Source organism: Vibrio viridaestus, assembly GCF_003856525.1.
Taxonomy (GTDB): Bacteria; Pseudomonadota; Gammaproteobacteria; order Enterobacterales; family Vibrionaceae; genus Vibrio; species Vibrio viridaestus.
The window spans coordinates 18583-42661 of record NZ_RJVQ01000017.1; the positions used below are offsets into that span (position 1 = coordinate 18583).

A 24079-nucleotide genomic window follows, 5' to 3' on the forward strand; every position below is an offset into this window, starting at 1 on the left:
TTTTATATTGGAAGTTATTATGAACAAACCCGTACTTATGATCGTCGGATATGGCATGGTCGGTCATCATTTTATTGAGCAATTAGTAGCAAAAGATCTACACATAAAGTATCAAATTATTCTTTACGGAAAAGAACGTTACTTGGCCTATGATCGTGTTCACTTAACAGACTATCTAGCAGGTTCAACTGCGGAAGATTTAAGTCTAGGAAGTAACGAGTTCTTGGAAGAGCATGATATTACTTTTCATAAATCTTGTTCCATAATCAATTTGAATACTGAGAACCAATACGTAGAGGATTCACTAGGCCGCCGTCAAAGATACGATAAGTTAGTTCTCGCAACTGGCTCTTCTCCATTTATTCCTAATATTGAAGGAAATACATCTAAAAATTGCTTCTCATATAGAACTTTCGATGACTTAGATTCAATTTTATCAGCTTCGAGTAGCGCGCAAACAGGGGTAGTAATTGGAGGTGGACTATTAGGTTTAGAAGCCGCTAATGCCCTGAAGAAACTGAATATTGAGACTAACGTAATAGAATTTTCTGCACGGTTAATGGCTGTCCAGCTTGATGAAGTTGGGGGAAGTATGCTCCGAAAAAAAATCGAAGCGCTGGGAGTCGGTGTTTTTGTGAGTAAGGAAACTAAAAGCATCGTTGAAAACAGTGATGGTACCCTGACCCTTCTATTTTCTGATGGAAGTAAGTTAAATAGTGACATTGTGGTGTTTTCCGCTGGGATAAGGCCCAATGATCAACTAGCAAAGTTGGCGAACATTGAGGTTGGAGAACGAGGGGGGATAGTAATTAATGATAGATGTGAAACTTCTGTTCCAAATGTTTATGCTATAGGAGAATGTGCTTTATGGCAGGAGCGTATTTTTGGTTTGGTTGCGCCAGGCTATCAAATGGCTAGGATACTAGCAGCAAACTTAGCATCAGAAAATATTACTTTCGACGGTGCTGACATGAGTACCAAATTGAAGCTAATGGGAGTAGATGTAGCTTCATTTGGTGATGCTCATGGAAAATCTTTAGGCTGTAAAGTCTATCAATGGATAAACGAACCCGAAGAAATATATAAAAAAATTGTTGTGTCTTCTGATGGGAAGAATCTGATAGGGGGGGTCCTTGTGGGAGACTGTGACGAGTATCAGTCTCTCTTACAAATCATGCTCAACAATATCCCACTACCTAGTAATCCAGAAAAGCTCATGCTACCTACAAACATAGAACAAGAAGATAGCGATTCGGGTACCGTAACGTTACCAGAGTCAGCACAAATTTGTTCGTGTCATAATGTTAGTAAAGGCGACATTTTTTCGGCTGTTGAAAGTGGTTGCTTAGACCTACCTTCCGTAAAAAAATCGACCAAAGCTGCTACAGGCTGTGGTGGTTGCTCTGGCTTAGTCAAACGAATAATCGACGAAAAGCTTGAGGTTATGGGAGTCGAAATAAAAAAAGATATATGCGCTCACTTTCCTTATTCAAGACAAGAGCTATATCATATAATTCGAATTGAAGAAATAAAGGACTTTAACACATTGCTTCTTCGATATGGTAAAGGGGTTGGCTGTGAAGTTTGCAAGCCAGCTATAGCATCTATATTAGCTTCTTGTTGGAATGAATATTTATTAGAGCCCAAACATCTGCCTCAACAAGAAACAAATGATCGTTATTTTGGAAATATTCAAAAAAATGGTACATATTCAGTTGTTCCACGAATTCCCGGCGGCGAAATTACGCCATCACAGTTAATAAACATTGGCGAAATTGCAAAGCAATATAATTTATATACGAAAATTACCGGTGGACAACGTATAGACTTATTCGGTGCAACTCTAGAAAACCTTCCAAGTATTTGGGGCGCTTTGATTGCACTGGGATTTGAAACTGGCCATGCGTATGGAAAATCACTACGTACAGTTAAATCATGTGTTGGTTCAACTTGGTGTCGCTACGGAGTGCAGGATTCGACTTCGCTAGCAATACTTCTAGAAAACCGTTACAAAGGCCTTCGTTCTCCTCACAAAATAAAAATGGCCGTCTCTGGATGTACGAGAGAATGCGCTGAAGCCCAATCAAAAGATATTGGAGTTATCGCTACTGAGAAAGGTTGGAATCTCTACGTGTGTGGTAACGGTGGGATGAAACCACGCCATGGGGAATTGTTTGCTAGTGATATTGATAAAGAAACGCTAATCAAATATATCGACAGAATTCTTATGTTTTATATTCGTACCGCTGATCACTTACAAAGGACCAGTGTTTGGATTGATAGTTTAGAAGGAGGGATAGAATATCTACGTGATATTGTTATCAATGATATTCTATCTATTTCATCTACTCTTGAAGATGAAATGAGTAGTGTTATCGATAGCTATCAATGCGAATGGAAAAAGACATTAAACTCTCCAGAGCAACTCAAGCTATTTTGCTCATCTATCAATGACAAACATCCCGATGAAAATATTCGATGGAGCATAGAGAGAAATCAAATTAAACCTCTTGTCCCATCGAATACCCATAGTTCTATGCTACCTCAAAAAGAATGGAGTCCAATTTGCGGCGTGGACGAGTTACCCATTAATGCAGGTGTTGGTGCTCTTTTGGGAAGACATCATATTGCATTGTTTCGTTATGAAGAGCAAGTTTTTGCGATTGACGATTGTGAGCCTAAAAGTCAATCGAATGTAATATCAAGAGGGATTCTAGGTGATATTGAAGGAGAAATTGTGGTTATATCTCCAATATTTAAACAACGCTTCCGATTAAAAGATGGTGTGGATATTGATGGCCAATCTCAAAACTTACAGATTTGGCCAACAATGGTAGAAAACAATACGGTCTATGTTGCAAATTCTCCAAAGAGTGTTGCTTTATAAGTTATTCTTCTATTATTTTAATATAAGCGTTCATGGATAAAAATATATTTGAGCGCTTTTATTTTATACAAAAGGAATTGATAATGATTTTTCCTCATGAATTATCTGACATACATCTAGGCTTAGCCCATAAACCAAGTTGCTCAGGTTTCGTGTCATTAGTTGGGACAGGGCCGGGGAAAATAGATTTACTTACACTTAAAGCATATGAACTAATTAAAACTTCTGACATTATTCTGTACGACAAGTTAGTTAGTGACGAAATTATTGGATTAATATCTCATAGAACTAAAAAAATATTTGTCGGGAAATCAAAAGGAAAACATTCATTCATTCAGAAAGATATAAATTCTATGTTGGTTAAGTTAGCATACGAGGGAAAAACAGTAGTTAGATTGAAAGGTGGGGATCCATTTATTTTTGGACGTGGTGGAGAAGAAATGCTCCATCTAAGAAAGCATAAGGTTCCATATCAAATTATACCAGGGGTCACTGCCGCAAGTGGTTGTTCAGCGTCCGCTGAAATTCCTCTTACTCATAGAGGGTTAGCTAATTCAGTACAGTTTGTTACAGGAAGAGTTGAGTCTGGTATCAATAAACTATCAAGTTTTAATCAAAATAACGATTCGAAAACACTAGTTTTTTATATGGGAGTTGATGAATGTGAATATATCTCTTCAGCTTTAATATATCAAGGGTTTAGCAATAATACACCTACTGCAATTATTGAAAGAGGGACATGTGAAGATGAAAAAATTATAATTACTGACTTACTAAATCTACCATCTTGTGTATCGTATCATAAGCCTAAGTCTCCTAGCTTAGTTATCATTGGTAAAGTCGTTTCCTTGCATTCTAGTAAAAAAGAAAATATAGATATGCAAAGCTATTCCGATTTGTAAATATTAACTTATAACAATTACACCCCATAAAAATATCAGATAATATATATTTATTAAATTTTTATATTTAATGAATATTAGGGTTTTTGGTAGTATGCTTTGTGACAACAGACCAAATGATAGGGTGCTCTTATGAAAATTTCAGATTTAATAACCTTTGAGGCTGTTGCAAACTGTGAAAGTATCAGTGGTGCTGCGAAACAACTTCATACTGTTCAATCTAACATTACTAACCGTATAAGGACCCTAGAGGAGCATATTGGCTTACCTTTGTTAGTCCGACATAGTCGAGGTGTCTCCCTTACAGATGCAGGATACAGGCTATTACCTTACGCCCATAAAACAAAGTTACTACTTGATGAAGCTACAAAGGTTGCAAGAGATGAAAATGATGGAACAGGTTGTATTTCTATAGGGACGATGGAAACTACTTTAGCTGTTCGGTTACCAATTATTCTTGCAAGTTTTCATGAAATGTATCCAAACGTATCAATATCCATGGAAATAAATAGCACAAAGTATTTAATAGAAAGTGTTCTAGAAAATAGGTTAGACGGAGCTTTTATTGCTGGCCCTATTGATCATCCGTCAATCGAATCTGAGGAGGTATTTAATGAAAAGCTAGTTATTATTACATCCTCGCAATATGCTTCTGTTGAGGAGTACTTCAGGAATCAATCTATCACAGCGTTAATGTTCAGAGCCGGCTGTGCTTATCGTCAACGCTTTGAACAATATTTAACTTATTCCGGTCATCCTTCTTTTAAGCTTATAGAATTTGGCTCGCTTGACGGAATGCTAAGTTGTGTAAGTGCAAATATTGGTATTGCCATGTTGCCTTTTTCGGTGATTAGTCGTTCTAATTTAACTAATCAAATTTCAGTTCACGAAATTGATAACACAATATCCAAAGTTGTAACATTATTCATTCGAAGAAAAGATACTTATCAAACATCAACCTTAACTCAGTTTTTACATTGTTTTAGGAATTCTGTATCTGCAAAGTAGAAGCCTCAATATGATTTTTAGTACTTTAAATCGATTGAACTTCATCGAAAGCTTTCGAACTGTCCGTCTTAACTCGAGCAGATCTGATCAGTCTTCCTAAATATATTTTATACATATTTACCCACGGTAGATTCTAATGGTCATAGGCATCCGTGCGCTTAAATGAACGCCTATGAACCAATTTATCGTGTAGTGTTAACCAGAGTTTGCTCTATTGTTCTTTGCGTTTCAAATTCGGCAGTGTACCTATCTCGTTCAGGGTGGACGATTTCGTTCTAACGATTGGAAAGCACTAATTCATGCCGCTATTGAAGCTTTGTAGAACAGGTTCGTTCTCAGATCCAAATACAGCTGCCACAAGGTGAACCCGAGCTGGACATTATTGCGAATAGCATGGGTGACAGTCGTGTGGTCATACAACGTAAATTGCGCGCTGAAGGTATCACGTTTCGCCAGTTGGTCGAGCGCGTCAGATGCGATATGGCAAAACAATATCTGCAACAAAGTCATATCCCGATAACGGAGATGGGACTGATGCTGGGCTACTCTGAAACCAGCGCATTTTCGCGAGCGTTTCGTCGTTGGTTCGGTATCAGCCCTAGCAGGTTCAGGCAGCGATAATCCGCGCCCTATAAATACCTATTCCAATTTCGCCAACCGCACTGACTGTCGCCATATTAATGGAGCGGTAAACAGTAGTGTCTCTCCGCTGTGTCCTGTTTCATCGGTCTTTTCCAAGCGATTGACAATCGCATCCGTCATATCATCCAGTGGTTGTCCAAACGTGGTGAGTTGGTAACTCAGCCAGCCCGCTTGTTCGATGTTATCAAATCCAATCACGCAGAGATCGTCAGGAATACTCAGTTTAAACTCCTGCCGTGCCGCATCCATAAAGCCACAGGCAATCAGGTCAGTGACACAAAACACACCGTCAGGACGTTTACGTGAGGGAAGAATCTGACGCGCGGTATCCACACCGGTTTGGTAGCTTGTGGGGCCTGAACGATAGACTAAGCACTCGATATTTTCGTCCTGCGCTGCGGATAAAAATAGCTTTTCTCGGCCTAATAAACTAGGGGACTGAATGGTTGACGAAATGACAGCAAGACGCTTACACCCAGCCTGTTTTAGCATGTACAACGCATCATACATAGTGCTGGAATAATCCAGTGAGATATGATCAGCACCATCAAACTGACCCGCACGGTTAACCAGAATGACATGCTGACCGCTGTTCACACAGGTTTCAACTAATGAACCCTGCGGAGTTCCAGATAATACGATGGTGGCTGAAGCGCGATAATTCAGTGTCTGACGAAGAGCAGCATCGGCATCAGACTCTGCTCCGGATGTATTGATCACCATGACAGCGCGACCGGCCTGCTGCAATTTTTGCGTCAGGGTGTCGAGCAATCTTGCCTGATAAGGGGCATTCAAATTGGCACCGAGCAGACACACTGGTCTGCTGCGTTCGTTTGAAAGACCTCGAGCAAGATGATTAACGTGATAGTTCAGTGTGTCGGCGGCCTCTAATACGCGCTGACGAGTTTCTTCTGAAACACTCGCACCGGGCGTAAAGGTGCGCGACACGGCTGAACGCGATACACCAGCTAAACGTGCTACTTCCGCTGCACTAGCAACCAATTTTTGTTTTGAAATACTCATAAATTCAAATTGTATTTATCTTGCCCGTAACCAGCTTGTCGTAATAAAGTTTCCATGTTAATCGCGCGCTGCGCAAGTTCTATTAGCATGGGTTTCGGCGTTTCAAACCATTCATCTGGATGTAATTGACGCTTATCACGAATATGAGCAATCGCGGCATCGAGAGTGGGGAACTTTTCTGGCCATTCCAGATGAAGGAAAATGGCGACTATCGTTACTGAACGGCTTCTTCCACCTCGGCAGTGAACGAGAATATTACCTTTATCACGAACTTTGTAAGACGGTTTATCCGGTATCTGCTGACTCAGGCTAGAGCACATCAAATGATAACCGGCTAACACCATGGATTCTGGATTCCCAGGACCATCGATTAAACCGATTTTGTAATAGCGGATTGGACCTGCGCCAAATGGGCTGAGTTGCTCATTGTATTGACTGTCGAGCTGTTCGACTAAATCGATATCGAGATTGACGGCGCAGTTAATAACGGTCGTGATGTTATGTTCATGTAATAGCGAAATATCGGCAGCACCGGTTGAGCCGCCAATGTAAATATCAACGTTCCAGTTCGGAATATTGGATTCAATTAAGCTGATGGGTGGTCTGGGATAGTGTGGAACATGGGTGGTCATGATTTATACCTGCATACAAAGAGAAACAGGAGATTTGATCTCTGTTTGAGTGGCAACGGAAAGCGCTTTAGCAACGTTCGGTGCAGCAGCCAGCACGGCACCCCCACGCTGAATATCGGCGTGAGTTTCAGGGTAGCGGCAAATTCTTCCGCCAGCTTCTTCAACTAGTAGTAATCCCGCCAGACAGTCCCAAGCGTTCATATGCAGTTCGGCATAGCCGTCAGTTCGACCCTCGGCGACCCATGCTAGTGCCAGAGCGCCTGATGCGCCGCGTCGGATGTTGGCTCCTGATGAGAGCAGTGCACTGTACGCATCTAAGTATCGCTTCTGTGAAACGCGGTTTGACCAACCTAATTCGAACGAAGCGGCAGTTAATTCAGACGTATTGGCGACACACAATGGCACCTCGTTTTTTACCGCGTATTCTCCTTTTCGTGCCAGATACAGTTCTTCTGTAACCGGATTATAAATACCGCCTAACAGGGTTACGCCATCTTCGATAAAAGCCAGAACTACACAAAAATGGCCAATTCCTCGAGCAAAATTAGCGGTTCCATCGATAGGATCGATGACCCAAAGTCGCGAATGATCGGGGTTGCCGCCACTCTCTTCGCCTAAGATGCCGTCATCTGGAAACCGTTCCTGTAGCCTGCCGCGTATATAGCGTTCGACGAGGGAATCGGCTTCAGTGAGAAAATCCTGAGCGCCTTTAAGCGTGTAGTCACCCGGCTTGCGAGACAAAAAATGTTGCAGAGCCAGAGAACCAGCTTGTTGTATTATTTCGTGCAGAGAGATTTCTCTGGTTTCAAGTTCTGATAAATTCAAAAATCGATGTCCTTTAGAGCCGCGTAGCACTGGGTACGCGGCGTGTTAATTGTGAGTCTTGCGGATAACTTAGCGTTGGTAATTGAGGCTCCAAAGATCCATCCAATCCTGACGTTGTTGCCAGTCCGAATTCAATGACGATGTTTTAAACGTCATCAACTGGGTACGGTATTGTTGAATACCTGAGGCTTCCTCAGCCGGGAGAGCGACTTTCTGGTTGGAAGACATTTTTCCATCGATACCCTGTAACTTTATGCCTTCTGCGGTCATCAAATAGTGAATAAATAACTTAGACGCATTTGGGCTATTAGTTTTAGTCGTGATCACACCCGGAGAAGGGTACAAAGAACCGATAAACGGTTTCATATCGTGGCAAATACCCAGTTTCATGCCATTTTTATTTTCGCGGAATTTAGCGGTACTGATTAAGCCTACGAAACTGTCTTTCACATCGGGTGCGCCGATTGCCTGCGCGGCATCACCGTCGGACTTGGTGAGCAGAGGACCATTTTGAGCCAGACGCTTAACAAATTCCGCCGTTGCAGAACCTTCATCGGTCTTTAACGCTTTGCCATACAGAGCCTGATAGGCTTTTGCCATTTGGTCATCATAGTGGGATGCCATTTGGTTAAAGGTATCGACGTATAAAGGTTTGATTAATGGATCCTGCATGGCAATTTTGTGACGCCATTTAGGTTCTGTTAATTGCCAGATATTGGTGATAGGGCAGGTACTGTATTGAGCTGTGTTGTACGCCCAGACGTTCGGAGCCAAAACCACAGTTAACGGGTTTTGGTTATCCTGACTGATATCTTGCTTCATATCATCAGGAACCCAGCTTGTCACATAGCCTTTCTTCAATAGTTGCACTTGCGTTGCGGGGGCGTCTTCGATTAGGGCGACATCCGCTTTCACGTTATCGGCTTGCGCTTCCCGACTGATGATTTCAATGATATGCGGGGCTTTCGCTTTAATTCCGACGGCTTCTATCCCATATTTTGCCGTAAAGTCTTTTGCTTGTTGGACGATTTTGCCTGTCGGTGCATAAACAATAATCGGATCTTCCTTTTTAGCCGCGGCTATCATTGACTGTAAATCGAAAGATTCATTTGCGTGGCAAGTAAATGATAAGCCAGCAGTTACCACAGACAGAGCAAGCAAGTTGTATTTCATTTTCATATCCATTTCCTTAATGGGTATTTCAATTAATCTGTTTCGGGTGAAGTAAACCTAATAGGCACAGGCGTTATTTGTTGTATGTAGCCAGATAGGTTTGATATTTGATGGTGTCGGCTCAAGCCGATTACCGTCTGGTGCGAAGTAGTGCAGGGATTCTTCGGGTAGTTCACAGAACACGGTATCGCCGGCCTTGAATGTCGGGCGCAACTGCGTCGAATGGAACAAACGCTCTTGCCCCTGAAGGAGTTCGATAACCCAACTTCCACCGGTTGGCATAATCGATTCGACGGTCATTTTTACGCTGTTGGCGACCTTATTTTGATGCAACACGATCGCCTCAGGGCGAATTCCACAGTATTGCGCCTGATTGATATCAAAATGGTGTTGAGATAGCTGATGACGCAAATGACCACACTTATCCGTTGAGTGATGATTTTGTGTCTTAAGATTGATCATATTGAGCTTGGGTGTACCAATAAACTCAGCGACGAAGCGATTCGCTGGCGTGGCATAGATATCATCCGGAGTACCTACTTGCTGAAGCTCACCGTTACTCATCACCGCAATGGTCGTCGCCAACGTCATTGCTTCCCACTGATCGTGACTGACGAAAATGATCGTTGTGCCAAAGGTCTGGTGGATACGGCGCAGTTCTGCGCGCATTTCCAGTCGCAGCGCCGCATCAAGGTTGGATAACGGTTCATCAAGCAACAGTACACCAGGATTGACTACGAGCATTCGAGCCAGCGCCACACGCTGTTGCTGTCCACCTGATAGCTGAGAAGGATATCGATCGGCGTAATTTTCGATGCGCAGTTTTTCCATGACGTCCATGCAGCGCTGCTTACGTTCCTGACGGGGAACCTTTTTCAGTTTGAGCCCGAATTCCACGTTTTCTTCAACAGTCATGTGAGGCCATAGGGCATAACTTTGGAAAACTAAGCCGATACCACGCTTTTCTGGTGGAACGAAACAGCTGTCTTTAACCGAATCCATGATCTCGCCGTCGATGGAGATTGACCCACCGCTGGTATGCTCGATACCTGCAATCATGCGTAATATGGTGGTTTTTCCGCAGCCAGACGGTCCGAGTAAACACATAAACTCACCATCTTTGACAGTCAGATCCAGTTCTTTTACCGCTGACGTTTGCGCGCCGGGATAGGTTTTTTGTAGTTGAGATAAAGTAATGGTTGGCATGTTAACTCTCCAGTCCTTGTGCGAGGCCAGTGCCTGAAATTCGTTGAATCAAGACAGTGCCACCCCAGGCAACCAGTGCGATCATCAGTACAACAGCATTGGCAGCTTGGTCGTAGTTGTAGTCAATAAGACGTAATGAATAAGTGGTTAAAACATCGGTTGCCGGAATCGCGAGAATAATGAACAGGCTGACTCCCTTAATACCGGAAATAAAAGGCAACAGTATTCCAGTGGCTAAAGGTGCGGCCTGAATAGGCACGATGATGCGAATTAAACGGTTGAACCAGTTAGCCCCCGCAATTCGCGCCGCTTCTTCAGGTTCTTTACCTAACTGTGTCATGGCGGCTATCCCTGAGCGGCTGGCGAAGGGCATCTGCTCCGCAATCAGGGCAATGATAAGTAAGACAGGCAATCCGTAGAGTGCAGGAATTGGCCCGTGTGAAACCGCAAACAGGGAAAGAAACGCGGCAGCAAAGGCGATGCCCGGGACTAAATAGGGCATAAACGTGATTTGTTTGAGTGTTTGACCGACCCACGGAATACTGCAGCGCAGAACGGAGTAGCCGATCAGTAAGCCTAGAACACCTGAAATTGTGGATGCGCTACCGACAATCATGATCGTGTTCCATGCTGCATCCCAAAACTCTTTGGTGAACAGGATGCCACTGTGCATGGCGAGTGTATTGAGGTTCTCTCCAATCCAGTAATCGAGCGTGAAATTCTCGAGATTAAATCGACCCGGTAAAATCATGATGGTGGATAGAAAGAGTGTCGTTAGTGGCAGGATGACACCGATAAAGACGAACAGCCCTGCTAATCCAGTAGCGGGTAGGCGCCATAGCCCAAGCTGATTGATGCGCTCGATTTGTCCTTTACCGCCAACGGTGACAAATCGACGCGCTTCTTTCATCATGCGAATATCAATCATCAGGGTGACAATACCAATCAGCATAATGACCAGAGCGACAACCGCAGCCACACCACTTTGACGAGAATCGAGTGCTCGATAAAGGCTGGTGGAGAGCGTGTTGAAATTCACCGGTAAACCCAATACATAAGGGATAGCAAACTCACCAATACAATCAGCAAAAATAAGTAGGGCAGCTGAAAGCAGAGCAGGGCGAACTAAGGGCAATATAATTTTTAGCGAAATTGTTCTGCGGTCTGCACCAAGGAGTCGGGCACAATCTTCTAATTGAGAGTCAAAGCGTCGCAGCGCATTTCCCACAATTAAAATCACAAGTGGTACGTAGTGGATGACGAGAATCACAACCATCGGGAAGAAGCCGTAAGCCATCCAGTCTGGTGTACTGATCCCCAAGGCCTCCAACCAGCCGGGCTGACCACCCACAGTGCGGTTCTTGAAAATGGTTGTCCAAGCGAGGGCGAACGTCCAGGATGGCAGCATAAAAGGCACGACTAACGCGGTGGCAAGCCATTTACGCCCAAGCATGTTGGTTCTATTGACTAACCACGCCAAAGTGACTCCGAGGAGTAAGGCGAAAAGGACGGTGAGTGCGGCAACACTGATTGTGTGCTGCAATGGTTCCCACAAGAGCAGTTGCGACATGCGCGAGGTTAGGACTCTTGATAAGTAATACGCGGTTGTATCACCTTCATTGAGATGGGTGCGCATTTCGTCACCCGGTTGAACGATAAATGAATCGGTCACAATGGACAGAACCGGAGCCACAATCAAATAGGCAAAAAACACCAACAGCAGTAATGCTAAGATATTAGCGGGTTCTTGTTTGGCAACAGCAAAACGATGTTTCCATCTCTGCAATGCACTTATTTGCATCGAGGCCGGACTGGTGGGGGAACCAAACACAATATTCTCCTTTTGGTGTGTTGATGGAAATTACCTTAGAAGAGATAGATGACAAAAATATGAATATTTTGCACGTATGTGCAAAATGCGTAAGGATGAAATGAAAATGTCATAATGGCTGTTTAATGTTCTGCCTGTCTTTTGAGTATTGATCAGACACATGATGTTATTTGAATGAAAAGGAAGCTTAATGATTCGTTATACTTTTATCGCCTCTGCCATTGCTACGGCACTACTGAGTGGTGTAAGTCAGACCGCACTAGCACAGAGTCCTGCTGATGGCTATCAGTACAGCAGTAAGGCGACGTATTCAGCACAACAAGATCCCAACACTTATGAAGCACCACCTTCTGGCTATCATGTTGTTTATACACAATTAGTTGAGCGTCATGGAGCACGTGCACTTTCCAGTCCGAAATACGATGTGCTGTCTAAGCAGGTGTGGGACTTAGCGAAAAAGCGTGGTCAACTGACGCCATTAGGCGAAAAGTTAGGGCCGATAATCGATAAAGTTACTCAAGCAAATGAGAAATTAGGTTATGGGTTATTAACCGCTGTGGGCAAAGAAGAACCTGCGGGGATTGCGTCGCGGATGGCAACACGTTTGAGCTCTATCCTGACAAATAATGCCCAGAAACCTGTTTGCATCCAAGTGCAAACTTCTGGTGAGGAACGCGCTAATCAAACGTCCTACCAATTTATGCAATCGCTCGCTCAGAACGTGAATTACGTACAAGATAATGCAGCGAGTTGTTATCAGAAGCCAACGCAGTCAAATAAAATCGACGATCAGCTCGTCAATCGGTTTGAACTGTATTTTCATAAAACCAATCCCAAGAAAAACGAAAAATATCAGCAATACGCTGACAATTATAAAGCGTATAAAGCATTCAAAGATTCGGACAAGTTAGATGCTGTATTTGATGAGCTTGCTGCCTTGCCAAAAACTCAGTTAATGGCGCGTGAAATGCTGGAAAGAATATACACCCGAGATTTCGTCGATTTTCTTGAGAACGACTTGTCACAAGACAAGCAGTGTGATGTGACCGCTGATAACTGTTTTAAAACCAATACCAGAAAGCCCGATGAAACCGAAGATGACTGGAAGTACATCACTAGCGATGTTGACGCGGCTTCAATGCTTTACAACATGTTTATCATCGGCCCCGGTATGCTGCGTGAAGCACAGGCTCAGGGCGGTGACTGGGATCTAAAACAATTTATCACACCCCAAGAGTCGGCATGGTTTGCCTATTTATCCGATGCTGAAGATTTCTATGAAAAAGGCCCAAGCTTCGCGGATGGGAATGGCGTGACATACAACATCGCCAAGCCGCTGTTAAAGGATATGTTTAACGAGATGGATGCTGTCGCTAACGGCACTCAGTCTACCAAGCATGTTGCAAAGCTGCGTTTCGCGCATGCTGAACAAATTATGCCCCTTGCCGCTTTACTGCATGTTAAAGGCAGTAATCAATCGGCCGATCCAGCGATTTTGTATACTCAGGAAAATAATCCATGGCGTGGCGGTTGGGTAACACCTTATTCAGCCAATATTCAATGGGACGTTTATAAGAGTGGCGCGAAGAATAACGAAACACTGGTCAAAATGCTTTATAACGAAAAAGAGATTCAATTTAAGGCGGATTGTCAGATTTATCCAGGAACTCACTATTTCTATAGCTTGAGCGAGCTTGAACGCTGTTACAGCAAGGAACTGAGTATTAAAGATTAATACCGTTTAATAGGTGAGTTACTCAATATTCGTTATTAATTAAAGATTAATACATGAATACATATTATGCCTCAATGAAATGAGGTAGGGATTTCTGCGCCCTTAAACCAGATATTAATAAGTTTATTAGTTCTCAATATACGTAATTAACATTCATCAAACCTCAAATATACGCTGATTGCAGTGGGGTTTTTTATTGCCTGAAGAAAGGCAAATTAATAAGGAAATAAAATGAAACAGCTTATATTAACTGCCGCTATTATCGCCGCAACAACGGCCACTTCTGCTAGTGCTGCCTCAATCGTCGATAAAGATGGTTTTATTTATGAAATTAATGGTGATATCCAAATTCAGTTACAGAAAGATAATGGTGAAGATCAGCATCTTTATGTTAATTACGATTCGCTTGAAATCGAAAATTCCGTTGCTTATGAAGTGACGGAAGATGTAACCGCGTTTGGGGTGATTAAATTCGATTTTGATGATGCGGCGAATGGCGATGAGGATCAAAATAGTGCGGAGTTAAAAGACGCTTTTATTGGATTCGAGACGAGCAATGTTTCATTGTCTGTTGGTAGACAAGATTATGCGTCAGATGAGTTTGGGATAGCGGAAGACTATGAGATGGATTCTGATGATGTCGCGTTCGATGAAACTGACGGCGATAACGTCATTTTGCTGAGTTTCAATCAAGACAACGTCGAGTTGATGCTATCGACCGATCTGCAGGCCAAGGGTGAAGATAACGAAGGCGAGCAGTCATTCGATGCTTTTGCTTCCATCGCTATCGATAAGCTCCAATTAGCTGCTTCTTATCAGAACCGAGAGGTGGAAGTGGACGGTGATACTCTTAACACTTATGGGGTTAGTGCGTTGTATGACGCGGGTTTTGCAACGTTCGCCGCAGATTATTCCGATGCTGAAGACACCCTCGAAGTGTACAACTTAGTGACCACATTTAATGTCACAGACGCGACGAAAGTAGCACTTGGCTACGTTAATAATAAACCGGAGGCTGAGGAATCGGTCAACGAATGGTATGCCAACGTCACCTATGAATTTCCGAAATTTAATGCGGTTAAACTATTTGCTGAAGTTTCCAATACGGATGCAGAAGATGCCGAACTGGCGTATTTAGCTGGTGCGGAAATTGAATTTTAATTAAATCTCTGGTTTTTATTTATTAAAGTAAAGCTCGCAATTAGCGAGCTTTTTTATTGATAGTTACGCAGGGGGTGTATTTGCTTGATAATTATAGATTTTATATTAAAGATAACCATTTATATATAAACTCAAAGAGGTGTTTTTATCACCAAATAAATTAGATAATTGATAGGATTTAATCAAAAAAGTGCTTTATATGAAAAGTTAAAATTGACCTTCCTCTCATAATCTACAGTGATTAATGAATAGAATTACCTGAGTGTTCTATGCCATTATCGAATTTATTACGATATTTTTAGGAGGGTAATGTACTGATGTAGATGGTAATTTATTGATTTTGTAGTATCTGAGTTTTTTAATTTATTGAATTACTATACCAATAAACATGAACCTGCCTAATAAAATTAATTAGTCAAGAATATACTCTCGTTTTCCTTTTGTTGATGCATCTAGTTTATGCATAGGGAACACTTTTTTAATTAAAATTAATTTTAAGCTTATCCGGAGGCTTTATGTCCAATAATGAAAATATTAATAAAGATTATAATTTAAAATACATTTTAGTTATATGTGCTGTTGCAGCACTTGGAGGATTGCTCCTTGGTTACGATACTGCTGTTATATCTGGAGCAATAGGTCCGATTCAAAGCTTTTTTGATTTAAGTCCATTAGGTGTTGGTTGGGCTGTATCTAACGTTGCCATTGGTTGTATAGTCGGTGCGTTCTTGTCAGGTACTGTTGCGGCTAAATGGGGTAGAAAAAAGGCGTTAATTCTTTCGGCTATCCTCTTCACTATTTCAGCTATCGGTGCGGCCATTGTCGATTCCTTTTTCTGGTTTATCATTTATCGAATGATTGGTGGTTTAGCTGTCGGTATTGCTTCTTCTGTTTCTCCTATGTATATGTCAGAAGTATCACCAAAGAAAATCCGTGGTCGTGCTCTTAGTTCACAGAATTTTGCCATCGTATTCGGACAAGTTGTTATTTTTATCGTGAACTTCCTCATCGCGAAAGGGATGACACATGAGTGGATGACGAACATTGGCTGGCGCATTATGATTGGCTCTGAAGCTATTCCTTGCACTCTTTTTGTCCTAGCTTCTTTCTTTATCCCGGAATCACCACGTTGGTTGGTAATGGTTGGCAGACTAGAGGAAGCTGAACGTACTCTTGCTCGTATCTTTAATTCTGACTATGCACCGGTTGTTGTTTCGGATATTCAGAAATCGATTGAAGACGAAGCTAAACAACGAAATGAACAGAAAAATATAAACGTCCATAAGGAACGTCGATTTTGGTTGTTTGTGTATATCGCTGGAATGATAGTGATATTTCAACAAGCCAGTGGTGTTAACGTAATCATGTACTTCGCTCCGGTTGTGTTGGAAAAAGTAACAGGAAACAACGAAGTTGCACTATTTCTAACCATATGGGTTGGAGTTATTCAGCTCGTCGGAACATTCATTGGTTCCTTGTTGATGGATAAAGTTGGCAGATTGCCACTGATGAAACTTGGATCTTTAGGTGCAACTGCTGGCCTGTTACTAACCTCTTATTTTATCTATCAGTCAGCAGGGTTAGAAGGTGAAGCTGCAATCCAAATGGGCTACTGGACATTGTTAGGTATGATGGCGTTTATGATTTGTTTTGCATTCTCATGGAGTTTGGGCGCATGGATTATTGTGTCTGAAATATTCCCTAACCGTTATCGTGCGCTAGGTATGTCTTTCGCGGTTGGTTGCTTATGGGTGAGTAACTTCCTCATTGGTTTGGTATTCCCAGTGATGAATGATAGTCCATGGCTTAATGAGCATTTTAGGGGCGCATTCCCAATGTGGGTCTTTGCGTTCTTTATGGTTCTATCGTATTTCTTCATCAGAAAGTATTTGCCGGAAACCAATGGTGTTTCACTGGAAAAAATGGAAGACCATATAATGCAGAAACAATATGACCGTAAAGGGTTGATATATAGAGAACAAGAGTCGAGATTATAATAGTAATATAAAATATTACTATTTTTAGCTTTATATTTATGGATTGATATTAAATACAGCCTCATATTATTTGAGGCTTTTTACATTTTAATCTTCTGAAAAAGAAAAGAGATGTTAATATAAAATCAATTTCATTAGTTACTAGTATAATATACTAACCAATAGAATTTACCCTGAATGTCAATATTAAACCTGATAATTATTCCATTTAAATTGATGTTTTATCATCCTTAATTTGTGACTGACCAGTTTTATTGATTTAAATTTGATTGATAAGATCTTTGTGTGATTTTTTACATCAAAAAACAATCAAAAAGGACAATGTTATGATCAAAGCCCTACATGGAATATCGACAAATTATTGTAATGTAATGACTGAAACTAGAATCGCTCACGAGACAGGGTACGATGCGTTAGAGTTCATTCAAACCAAGCTACTTAGATATTTAGATAATGGAGGCACAACCAAAGCTCTCAAGCAGCGAGTCGATAGTTTTGGACTCAATACTGCATGTGTGAATGCGTTACTGAGTATAGAGAGACATCAGGTAGATGAGCGCAAAGAAATGTTGCAAGAGGCCGAAAGATTAACGCAAATTGCCCATGATTTAGAATGCCCAACAGTACAAATATTGCCACTATTTAGTATTGATCATTTACCTCAAGAATCCATTATGAAAATCATGATGGACAATATTGATGCTATTTCAGATATTGGACTAAAATATGGTGTTCAGTATCAAATTGAAATTATTACTGAAACTCAATTTAATACAGTTGAACAAGCAAAAGATATTATTGATACACTAGATAAAGGTAATATTGGTATTGTGGTTGATTTTTGGCACTTACATTGCTCTGGTTATACTGCGGACGATATTGCTAAGTTGAGTAAAGATATCATTTATGGGGTCCACTTTTGTGATGGTCGTCGTCCATACCCAGGTGAAGTGTGGGATGAAATGATTCAAAGAAATTATTTCCCTGGAGAAGGCGACGTTGATATCCAAGGCTTTACTGATGCCGTTAAGTCGACTGGATTTGACGGAGTGTGGTCTACAGAATTATTTAGTCCAAATCGCTGGGAAGATGATTTGTGGGACGCCGCAAAAGCATGCATTGATAACATGACTAAGTATACAGGGTAATATATCTGTTTGAATCGTTTAGTTGGGAAGCGTCTGTTATCTTTACAAACGCTTCCTGATACTTGTTTATTATTTACCAGTGCCGCGACAGACTAATACGTTATATCCCCTCGCCAAGAAATTTAGCGGTATTCTGTTTACTTATTCAATTAGAAAGCGATAAAGCCGACCCAAATGCGATCAGTCCGAATCCGCACGCTTGATTAATTCGATGTCCGGCATTATGTAATATGGCTAAAGCGCTCTCTGACGTGACAAGAAATGCCACTAGGCAGAACCAGATGATATGTAATGCGGACATGTAAACGCCATAAAGCAGGGTAAATGAAGTCGAGTTATCGCCGTCTACAGAGACAAGTTGACTGAATACACTGAGGAAAAACAGCATGGTTTTGGGGTTGAGCATATTACACAAAAAGCCTTGAGCGAAATAGCGTCGTAAAGGGACGGCTTCTTTGGGGGCGATAGAGTGCTTTGCATCGAACGCGGTCTTGGAACCGAATATTCCCGTAATACCCAAGTAGATTAAATAGGCTGAACCGGCGTATTTAATGATATTGAAAATGACCATGTTCTGTGACAATAAGTGACTGATGCCTAAAATGGAGTAGGTGATGTGGATACAGACGCCCATGCCAATTCCAATCCCTGTTAATACACCTGCTGTTCTTCCTCGGCTAAGGCTGTTTTTCAATACTAATACGAAATCCGCTCCAGGGCTTATTACGATTAATAACCCTAAAATTAAGTAGCTTGTTAGTTCCATTTTTTAATCTCACATTGTCATTATGTGAAATGATTGTATCTATTGTAGCGCAGGTTATAATCGAAAAGATGGCACAGTTAGCGTGAGAAAAAGTCACAGATGAGACACCTTAAAGCTTACCACGTTTTTCATATTGCGGCAGAATCTGCCAGCTTTACCGAAGCTGCAGACAAACTGCACATTACTCACGGAGCGGTGAGTAAGCAGATTAAGCTATTGGAAGCGCACCTTTCTCAGGCACTGTTCTACAAGAAAGGCCGCGGATTGGCGCTTACGCCCGAAGGTGAACTGCTTAAGCAATACACCAACGTTGCGTTCGATGCGTTAGACACCGGAATCAATAAACTCAAAAATGTGGCGGCGAATTATATTGAGGTTTCCTGTGAACCGACACTGACAATGCGTTGGTTAATGCCAAGGCTCTCTAACTATTACAGTGCGTTCGGTGTTGATATCCGCTTATCGACCGCTGGTGGCCCGGTCACATTAGGTGAATCCGGCTTATCGATGGCGATTCGTCGCGATGACTTTTCTATACCTTCAGAGTACGCAGTTCACCAACTGGTAGAAGAGTGGGTCGGGCCGGTATGTTCGCCTCAGTATTGGCAGAACATCGAACAGGAGTTATCCAACGCTTTACTCCTCCATAGCGATACCCGCAAAGGCGCCTGGCATCATTGGGCAAGCCATTCCAAACACCCGTTTCAGTTAGATAAGAATAATCAGTCCTTTGACCATTTCTATTTCTGCCTCCAAGCCGCTGTTGATGGGCTAGGCGTCGCTATTGGTTCGTATCCTTTAATTGCCGATGATCTTAACAGTGGCAGGTTAATTGCGCCGTTCGGGTTTGTTCCATCAGGGCACAATTATGTTCTTCTGCATCAAGCAAAATTGCTGGAACCAAAAGAAAAGCAATTCGTCCAATGGCTTGATGAACACTTCTCAACGTGCATCCCAAACCCAATGTAATCCACTTTCTTTATTGATCTACATTAGCAAATGATTGAATATGCAGTTAATGGTATAGTTTAGACTCGTATTGTAAGGCAAAATACCAAGGCGCTTATTATCAAGGAACATGTCGGTATTTTGTCGAGTAGGTACAGAAGTAAATTTTAATTTGGAGCTTGAAATCAGCTGGTTAGGACATTGCATTGAATAGGATAGTGTCACTTATATGGACATTGTCATGTGGACAATGTCCATATAATAACTGTTAGCATTACAAGTAAAATTTGACTAAGTAGGGAAAATGGAAAATTGGGAAGTAACATTGTTAGTGATCGTTATTGCTGTAGTGGTCACGTCTTTCTTTATATGGTTTTTTAGTTCAATAATTGAAGCAATTATAGATTATAAAATTTTCAAAAAATCGGTCAGTGAATTTGAAAAAGATCTCTTTGCATCCTTGAAGCACTCGCAGCCAAAATGGACTGCTCTGAAAGAGATTGCTGCTACTAGGGGGCTTTCTCAGTCTCAAATTCAACCGACGCTGAAGAATACGTTAAGAGATATCTATGCCGGACGCTTACCAGAATTAGAGGGTTATTCAGAATTAGTGGCAGGATATATAACAGATTATCGAAAAGATGAGCCATTTGAAGGGTTGCCAAGTGATATTCGGTTACACATGCAACGAGTTCGGGAAAAACTATCAGAACCTTTGCTTTTAGAGCCGTTAACTACTCATATTAAGGAAATGGGCTCGGTACACACTAAAGAGAATCAACGCTTAAAGTTCTACACAGTAGGTGGTTTTTTTGTCGGCGTATTGGGTGTGATTTTGGCAGTCGTTTTCTATTTCGCAACACCGTCTCAAGCAGAGTTAGTTAAGGTGCATAGTGAAGCAGCAACATCTGTCGGCAAGTAATGCTAACAAATTGCTCAAGAGTGACGGCTAACCTTTGGCGCTTTGGGTTCGGTTGGCTTTAGTGATTACGATAGTTTTGCTCAGGTTTTTTGGCAGTTAGCCGCACCTTAGCAAGGCGTTATATGCTTTCGTCGTTCGAAGTAGAGGAAAATGATGACTCGTGAAATTATAGAATTAGCAAAGAAAGTTCGGTCTATCTATGAAAAAGGTTCACAAGACCGTTTTTCATTATTTATGGGGTCATTTCAGTTTCCTAAAAATAGCTGTGAAGGAGCTTCAAGAGTCTTTGCTCATATAGTGAAGAAAACTTATCCCCAATGTGACGTAAAAGTTGTAGAAGGCTACGATTACCTAAATGATGAACGGCATTATTGGACGTTGGTTGATGGATGGATTTACGATTTAACAAGTGATCAATTTGATGGCTTTTCTGCTCCTCTTTTTGGAGTTATCCAAACGCCCCTTTCTGAGAAATTTAATGATTTAGAGTTCTTTAATAATGAGCAAATTTTTCAGGACTGGTACCCAGGTGGTAGGTATGACAAGCTCCAAACTTTGGCTTATGTCGAGGACCATTTAGCACGCATATAACAAAGCAAATCAATGGACGCTTAACGCTTGGGTGCTTGTTGTTTTAAGGTTTTTTGTTGCTGCAACATTGGTGAAAGCGCCACTGTTTGCGGCGTTAGTTTTCATTGTTCTATCGCGTCTTTATTACATTAAACACCACCGGAAGTGCGTACTTCCGGTGGTGCTGTTCTTATTAGCTTTTCTTGCGGCATTCTCGACACCAGCTTTGGCTTCTTACGCCATTTGGCATGTTTCTATAACCAAATTTTTCGTCTAGCTCTCTGTGAGTAGAGGCTTCCGTATGATGTTCGCAATTACGGTTTGGGCAACGGTGTGGGAGTTTAATAATGTTAGACATGGTTGTCATCCTCTTAAGGTTATTCGGAGTTTGGCTCTGATTCTAAGTGAATCAAGTTGAATCATAAGATGTTTTACGACTAGATTCAATGTGAATCATTAAAAATCAGCTCCTGATTTAATTTGAATCAAAAATGAATCTAAATTATATTTGTAAAACAGCCCGTACTTTTATTGTCAAAGGTGAACCGAATAATGTCGAAATCAGATGTCAACCACGCATCAAAACCTCTAGTCAGTACAACTGTCAGGATTAGTGGTGAGCAACACCATGCTATCGAAGAAATGATGAGGCAAATGGCAATGAGCAAGCAAAAAGTTTTAGCCTTTTTGCTAGAAGAGGGGTTGAAAGTGGTCAAGTCGAACTCACAAAAAGAGCAAGATGACGCCTTTTCAGAAAGCTCTTTTTATTTGTTTAATTTAAGTAAACATGAAAATGTTTCTGATGAAACTATGATGTTAACTAAGCAAATAATAGTTGCAAAAGATATGTATTGTCAGCGGCTTATAAGAGATATTGGTGCACAGCGAACAGTTTACTTCTACTCAGAAAACAAGGGAGTAATTGCTTATGGAAAAACCTCAGGCAAAACATTACAAATGGGTGAGTGTGTATATCAGAAACTATCAAACTTTCAAACTCTTGAATACCCAGTGTCCGTCTCGGCAGTAAGGAAAATACTGGGGATTAATTTTATTTCATCAAATGTAATCACACCGTTGAACGATGGACACAAAATTTTTGAACATATAAATTCAGTTCTTCACACTTGCCCCAAATGTGGCGTACAGGCGAGGGGATTTAATGAAATTGAAAAGCTATTTGGGTTTAGGAACATGCCTCATAAAATTAGTCATCAAAGCTGGTGTCGGATGTGTCGGAGAGGGTGATCGTTTTAGAAAACTAACAAGATAATTGGACTCCCGCTCTAATGACCGACTAACCTTTTTAGGTAAGTCAAAACTTTGGGAGAACGACATGGGTACTACGATCATTGGTGTTGACCTAGCCACTAAAGCTATTCAAGTATGTGTTTATTCGAACTCAAAAGTGCTTTCTAACCGAGAACTGACACCTCAGCAATTTAGTGAATTTTTGCGTCAACAATCTCCTTCTGTCTTGGTATTCGAATCATGTAGTGGGTCTAATTATTGGGCTCAGGTTAGTCGTTCTCTTGGGCATGAAGCTAAACTCATTTCAACACGGTTGGTTATGGCTATTCGTCAGAACCAAAAGACTGATAAAAATGATGCATTAGCTATTGTTCAGGCAGCGTTATTACCTGATATTCATTTTGTATCAAGTAAGACGCCACACCAACAGCAAGCACAAGCTATACTCCGTTTGCGAGAGCAGTGCATCAAACAAAAAACGGCATTGAGAAATCAATTGACTGGCCTTTTACGTGAGTTTAATTTTCAAGTGGGTAGAGGGGAAAGCAAGCTTATATCAACGATCGAATTGATTCTCGAAGACGCTGAAAATGGGTTGAATTTCTCATTCAGAGCCATGTTGAATAAGTCCTTATCGCTATATCAGCCAATCTGTGTAACGGTAGAGAGTTACAATACCGCTCTTGAGAATTGGGCTATAAACACACCAGATTGTCGAAAATTGATGAAGATTGAAGGGATAGGTTTACTCAATGCTATCTATCTTTATATCGCTATTGCTGACAAAGAGTTAGGGGAGTTTAGACAAGGACGAGATGTCTCAGCTTGTATTGGATTAACTCCTGTTCAACACAGCTCTGGCGGTAAAGTAAAATTAGGAACAATAGGTAAACGTAAAAATATAAGTTTACGTAGTTTACTTATTACAGGCTCAATGTCTGTCATTCAACAAGTTGAAAAAAGAGAGCCTAAAAGCAAGAAAGAATACTGGTTAAAAGCATTAATTGAACGACGTGGTAAGAAATGTGCTGCAGTCGCATTAGCCAATAAAAATGTCAGGACAGCCTTTGCTATGTTAAAAAATGGAACGGATTATCAACTCAATTAATTTTCGATACAAATGCGAAATGAATATTAAATTAGGTGATGCAGAATACTCGTTTGAGAAGTAAATCTCGCTAACAAGCGTTGCACCCTAATCAGCGAAATTGTCATAGAGTCAAGGTAGCTCCTCATCAGAACTCGTACATAAGCAAGCAAATATCGTTAAGCAAAAATTTGTATTGAAAATAGGGAGTCCACATAAACGAGTATGGCGTCAATAGTTAATTTTTCGCCATATTTGCGTTCCACATAGTTCCATCTCTGAGCATCGAATTTAGTATCACAACCATCTTTCTAACGCAGGCAATGATCGCTACTTTCTTTGGTTTCCCAGCGTCAAGCAATCGT

At 41.4% G+C, this 24079-nt stretch carries 21 protein-coding genes and 1 pseudogene; 13 read left to right on the forward strand and 9 right to left on the reverse strand.

All coding sequences use genetic code 11. The features are described from left to right. Positions 1 to 19: 19 nt before the first annotated feature. From nirB to EES38_RS21075, 4 genes are all read left to right on the forward strand, one after another. The gene (gene nirB, locus EES38_RS21060) at positions 20 to 2887 is read left to right on the forward strand and encodes a nitrite reductase large subunit NirB (RefSeq protein ID WP_124939187.1); all 2868 of its coding nucleotides are present in this window, start codon (positions 20 to 22) and stop codon (positions 2885 to 2887) included. A gap of 83 nt (positions 2888 to 2970) precedes the next feature. Next, entirely contained in the window at positions 2971 to 3789 is an 819-nt protein-coding gene (cobA, locus tag EES38_RS21065; protein ID WP_166434319.1) for a uroporphyrinogen-III C-methyltransferase, read from the forward strand. 132 nt (positions 3790 to 3921) lie between these two features. Further along, positions 3922 to 4797 carry a LysR family transcriptional regulator gene (locus EES38_RS21070; RefSeq protein ID WP_124939189.1) on the forward strand — a complete coding sequence of 292 codons (876 nt, stop codon included), beginning with the start codon at positions 3922 to 3924 and terminating at the stop codon, positions 4795 to 4797. A gap of 393 nt (positions 4798 to 5190) precedes the next feature. Continuing rightward, the gene (locus tag EES38_RS21075; RefSeq protein ID WP_124939190.1) at positions 5191 to 5418 is read left to right on the forward strand and encodes a helix-turn-helix transcriptional regulator; all 228 of its coding nucleotides are present in this window, start codon (positions 5191 to 5193) and stop codon (positions 5416 to 5418) included. A gap of 18 nt (positions 5419 to 5436) precedes the next feature. Here the strand turns inward: EES38_RS21075 and EES38_RS21080 are convergent, their stop codons facing one another. From EES38_RS21080 to EES38_RS21100, 6 genes are all read right to left on the reverse strand, one after another. Beyond that, entirely contained in the window at positions 5437 to 6462 is a 1026-nt protein-coding gene (locus tag EES38_RS21080) for a LacI family DNA-binding transcriptional regulator (protein ID WP_124939191.1), read from the reverse strand. Continuing rightward, a complete protein-coding gene (locus EES38_RS22365) occupies positions 6459 to 7094 on the reverse strand; it encodes a dual specificity protein phosphatase family protein (RefSeq protein WP_208020492.1) in 636 nt (211 codons plus the stop codon). The genes EES38_RS21080 and EES38_RS22365 overlap by 4 nt, the downstream gene beginning before the upstream one ends. A gap of 3 nt (positions 7095 to 7097) precedes the next feature. Next, positions 7098 to 7919, reverse strand: a complete 822-nt coding sequence (locus EES38_RS22370; protein ID WP_208020493.1) for an inositol monophosphatase family protein — start codon at positions 7917 to 7919, stop codon at positions 7098 to 7100. Between the two features lie 69 nt (positions 7920 to 7988). Continuing rightward, positions 7989 to 9098: an ABC transporter substrate-binding protein gene (locus tag EES38_RS21090; RefSeq protein WP_208020494.1), complete on the reverse strand. Its 1110-nt coding sequence runs from the start codon at positions 9096 to 9098 to the stop codon at positions 7989 to 7991. A 51-nt stretch (positions 9099 to 9149) separates the two neighbouring features. Further along, positions 9150 to 10298 carry an ABC transporter ATP-binding protein gene (locus EES38_RS21095; RefSeq protein WP_124939192.1) on the reverse strand — a complete coding sequence of 383 codons (1149 nt, stop codon included), beginning with the start codon at positions 10296 to 10298 and terminating at the stop codon, positions 9150 to 9152. Between the two features lies 1 nt (position 10299). Next, on the reverse strand, positions 10300 to 12129 hold the full coding sequence (locus EES38_RS21100) for an ABC transporter permease (RefSeq protein WP_208020495.1): 1830 nt from the start codon (positions 12127 to 12129) through the stop codon (positions 10300 to 10302). Positions 12130 to 12319: 190 nt separating this feature from the next. Between EES38_RS21100 and EES38_RS21105 the strand changes: the two genes are divergently transcribed. From EES38_RS21105 to EES38_RS21120, 4 genes are all read left to right on the forward strand, one after another. Continuing rightward, a complete protein-coding gene (locus tag EES38_RS21105) occupies positions 12320 to 13864 on the forward strand; it encodes a histidine-type phosphatase (RefSeq protein ID WP_124939193.1) in 1545 nt (514 codons plus the stop codon). 231 nt (positions 13865 to 14095) lie between these two features. Beyond that, positions 14096 to 15025 carry a porin gene (locus EES38_RS21110; protein WP_124939194.1) on the forward strand — a complete coding sequence of 310 codons (930 nt, stop codon included), beginning with the start codon at positions 14096 to 14098 and terminating at the stop codon, positions 15023 to 15025. 515 nt (positions 15026 to 15540) lie between these two features. After that, a complete protein-coding gene (locus tag EES38_RS21115) occupies positions 15541 to 17022 on the forward strand; it encodes a sugar porter family MFS transporter (protein ID WP_124939195.1) in 1482 nt (493 codons plus the stop codon). A gap of 326 nt (positions 17023 to 17348) precedes the next feature. Beyond that, complete coding sequence (locus EES38_RS21120; protein WP_124939196.1) at positions 17349 to 18170, forward strand: sugar phosphate isomerase/epimerase family protein; 822 nt, start codon at positions 17349 to 17351, stop codon at positions 18168 to 18170. Positions 18171 to 18315: 145 nt separating this feature from the next. Here EES38_RS21120 and EES38_RS21125 read toward each other — a convergent pair whose 3' ends face one another. Continuing rightward, positions 18316 to 18936 carry a LysE family translocator gene (locus tag EES38_RS21125; RefSeq protein ID WP_124939197.1) on the reverse strand — a complete coding sequence of 207 codons (621 nt, stop codon included), beginning with the start codon at positions 18934 to 18936 and terminating at the stop codon, positions 18316 to 18318. Positions 18937 to 19035: 99 nt separating this feature from the next. Here EES38_RS21125 and EES38_RS21130 point away from each other — a divergent pair, with 99 nt between their 5' ends. From EES38_RS21130 to EES38_RS21140, 3 genes are all read left to right on the forward strand, one after another. Beyond that, the gene (locus tag EES38_RS21130; RefSeq protein ID WP_124939198.1) at positions 19036 to 19905 is read left to right on the forward strand and encodes a LysR family transcriptional regulator; all 870 of its coding nucleotides are present in this window, start codon (positions 19036 to 19038) and stop codon (positions 19903 to 19905) included. Positions 19906 to 20188: 283 nt separating this feature from the next. Beyond that, a complete protein-coding gene (locus EES38_RS21135; RefSeq protein WP_124939199.1) occupies positions 20189 to 20806 on the forward strand; it encodes a hypothetical protein in 618 nt (205 codons plus the stop codon). 150 nt (positions 20807 to 20956) lie between these two features. Then, positions 20957 to 21397: a hypothetical protein gene (locus EES38_RS21140; RefSeq protein WP_124939200.1), complete on the forward strand. Its 441-nt coding sequence runs from the start codon at positions 20957 to 20959 to the stop codon at positions 21395 to 21397. Between the two features lie 172 nt (positions 21398 to 21569). On the opposite strand, the gene EES38_RS22240 is transcribed toward EES38_RS21140, so the two are convergent. Next, positions 21570 to 21734: a hypothetical protein gene (locus tag EES38_RS22240; protein WP_166434320.1), complete on the reverse strand. Its 165-nt coding sequence runs from the start codon at positions 21732 to 21734 to the stop codon at positions 21570 to 21572. A 194-nt stretch (positions 21735 to 21928) separates the two neighbouring features. Between EES38_RS22240 and EES38_RS21145 the strand changes: the two genes are divergently transcribed. Together EES38_RS21145 and EES38_RS21150 are read left to right on the forward strand one after the other, a co-directional pair. Further along, on the forward strand, positions 21929 to 22624 hold the full coding sequence (locus EES38_RS21145; protein WP_124939201.1) for a hypothetical protein: 696 nt from the start codon (positions 21929 to 21931) through the stop codon (positions 22622 to 22624). A gap of 88 nt (positions 22625 to 22712) precedes the next feature. After that, positions 22713 to 23735, forward strand: coding sequence for an IS110 family RNA-guided transposase (locus tag EES38_RS21150; RefSeq protein ID WP_124939202.1), 1023 nt, complete (start codon positions 22713 to 22715; stop codon positions 23733 to 23735). 217 nt (positions 23736 to 23952) lie between these two features. On the opposite strand, the pseudogene EES38_RS21155 reads toward EES38_RS21150, so the two are convergent. Then, positions 23953 to 24079, reverse strand: a pseudogene (locus EES38_RS21155) (IS110 family transposase); the annotation flags it as partial.

Coding starts and splice junctions, on each gene's coding strand:
- EES38_RS22365 (WP_208020492.1), bottom strand. CDS start 7,094: ATGACCACCCATGTTCCACACTATCCCAGACCACCCATCAGCTTAATT.
- nirB (WP_124939187.1), top strand. CDS start 20: ATGAACAAACCCGTACTTATGATCGTCGGATATGGCATGGTCGGTCAT.
- EES38_RS21115 (WP_124939195.1), top strand. CDS start 15,541: ATGTCCAATAATGAAAATATTAATAAAGATTATAATTTAAAATACATT.
- EES38_RS21145 (WP_124939201.1), top strand. CDS start 21,929: ATGTCGAAATCAGATGTCAACCACGCATCAAAACCTCTAGTCAGTACA.
- EES38_RS21090 (WP_208020494.1), bottom strand. CDS start 9,098: ATGAAAATGAAATACAACTTGCTTGCTCTGTCTGTGGTAACTGCTGGC.
- EES38_RS21125 (WP_124939197.1), bottom strand. CDS start 18,936: ATGGAACTAACAAGCTACTTAATTTTAGGGTTATTAATCGTAATAAGC.
- EES38_RS21105 (WP_124939193.1), top strand. CDS start 12,320: ATGATTCGTTATACTTTTATCGCCTCTGCCATTGCTACGGCACTACTG.
- EES38_RS21130 (WP_124939198.1), top strand. CDS start 19,036: ATGAGACACCTTAAAGCTTACCACGTTTTTCATATTGCGGCAGAATCT.
- EES38_RS21110 (WP_124939194.1), top strand. CDS start 14,096: ATGAAACAGCTTATATTAACTGCCGCTATTATCGCCGCAACAACGGCC.
- EES38_RS21120 (WP_124939196.1), top strand. CDS start 17,349: ATGATCAAAGCCCTACATGGAATATCGACAAATTATTGTAATGTAATG.
- EES38_RS22240 (WP_166434320.1), bottom strand. CDS start 21,734: ATGTCTAACATTATTAAACTCCCACACCGTTGCCCAAACCGTAATTGC.
- EES38_RS21075 (WP_124939190.1), top strand. CDS start 5,191: ATGGGTGACAGTCGTGTGGTCATACAACGTAAATTGCGCGCTGAAGGT.
- EES38_RS21070 (WP_124939189.1), top strand. CDS start 3,922: ATGAAAATTTCAGATTTAATAACCTTTGAGGCTGTTGCAAACTGTGAA.
- EES38_RS21140 (WP_124939200.1), top strand. CDS start 20,957: ATGATGACTCGTGAAATTATAGAATTAGCAAAGAAAGTTCGGTCTATC.
- cobA (WP_166434319.1), top strand. CDS start 2,971: ATGATTTTTCCTCATGAATTATCTGACATACATCTAGGCTTAGCCCAT.
- EES38_RS21095 (WP_124939192.1), bottom strand. CDS start 10,298: ATGCCAACCATTACTTTATCTCAACTACAAAAAACCTATCCCGGCGCG.
- EES38_RS21135 (WP_124939199.1), top strand. CDS start 20,189: ATGGAAAATTGGGAAGTAACATTGTTAGTGATCGTTATTGCTGTAGTG.
- EES38_RS21150 (WP_124939202.1), top strand. CDS start 22,713: ATGGGTACTACGATCATTGGTGTTGACCTAGCCACTAAAGCTATTCAA.
- EES38_RS21080 (WP_124939191.1), bottom strand. CDS start 6,462: ATGAGTATTTCAAAACAAAAATTGGTTGCTAGTGCAGCGGAAGTAGCA.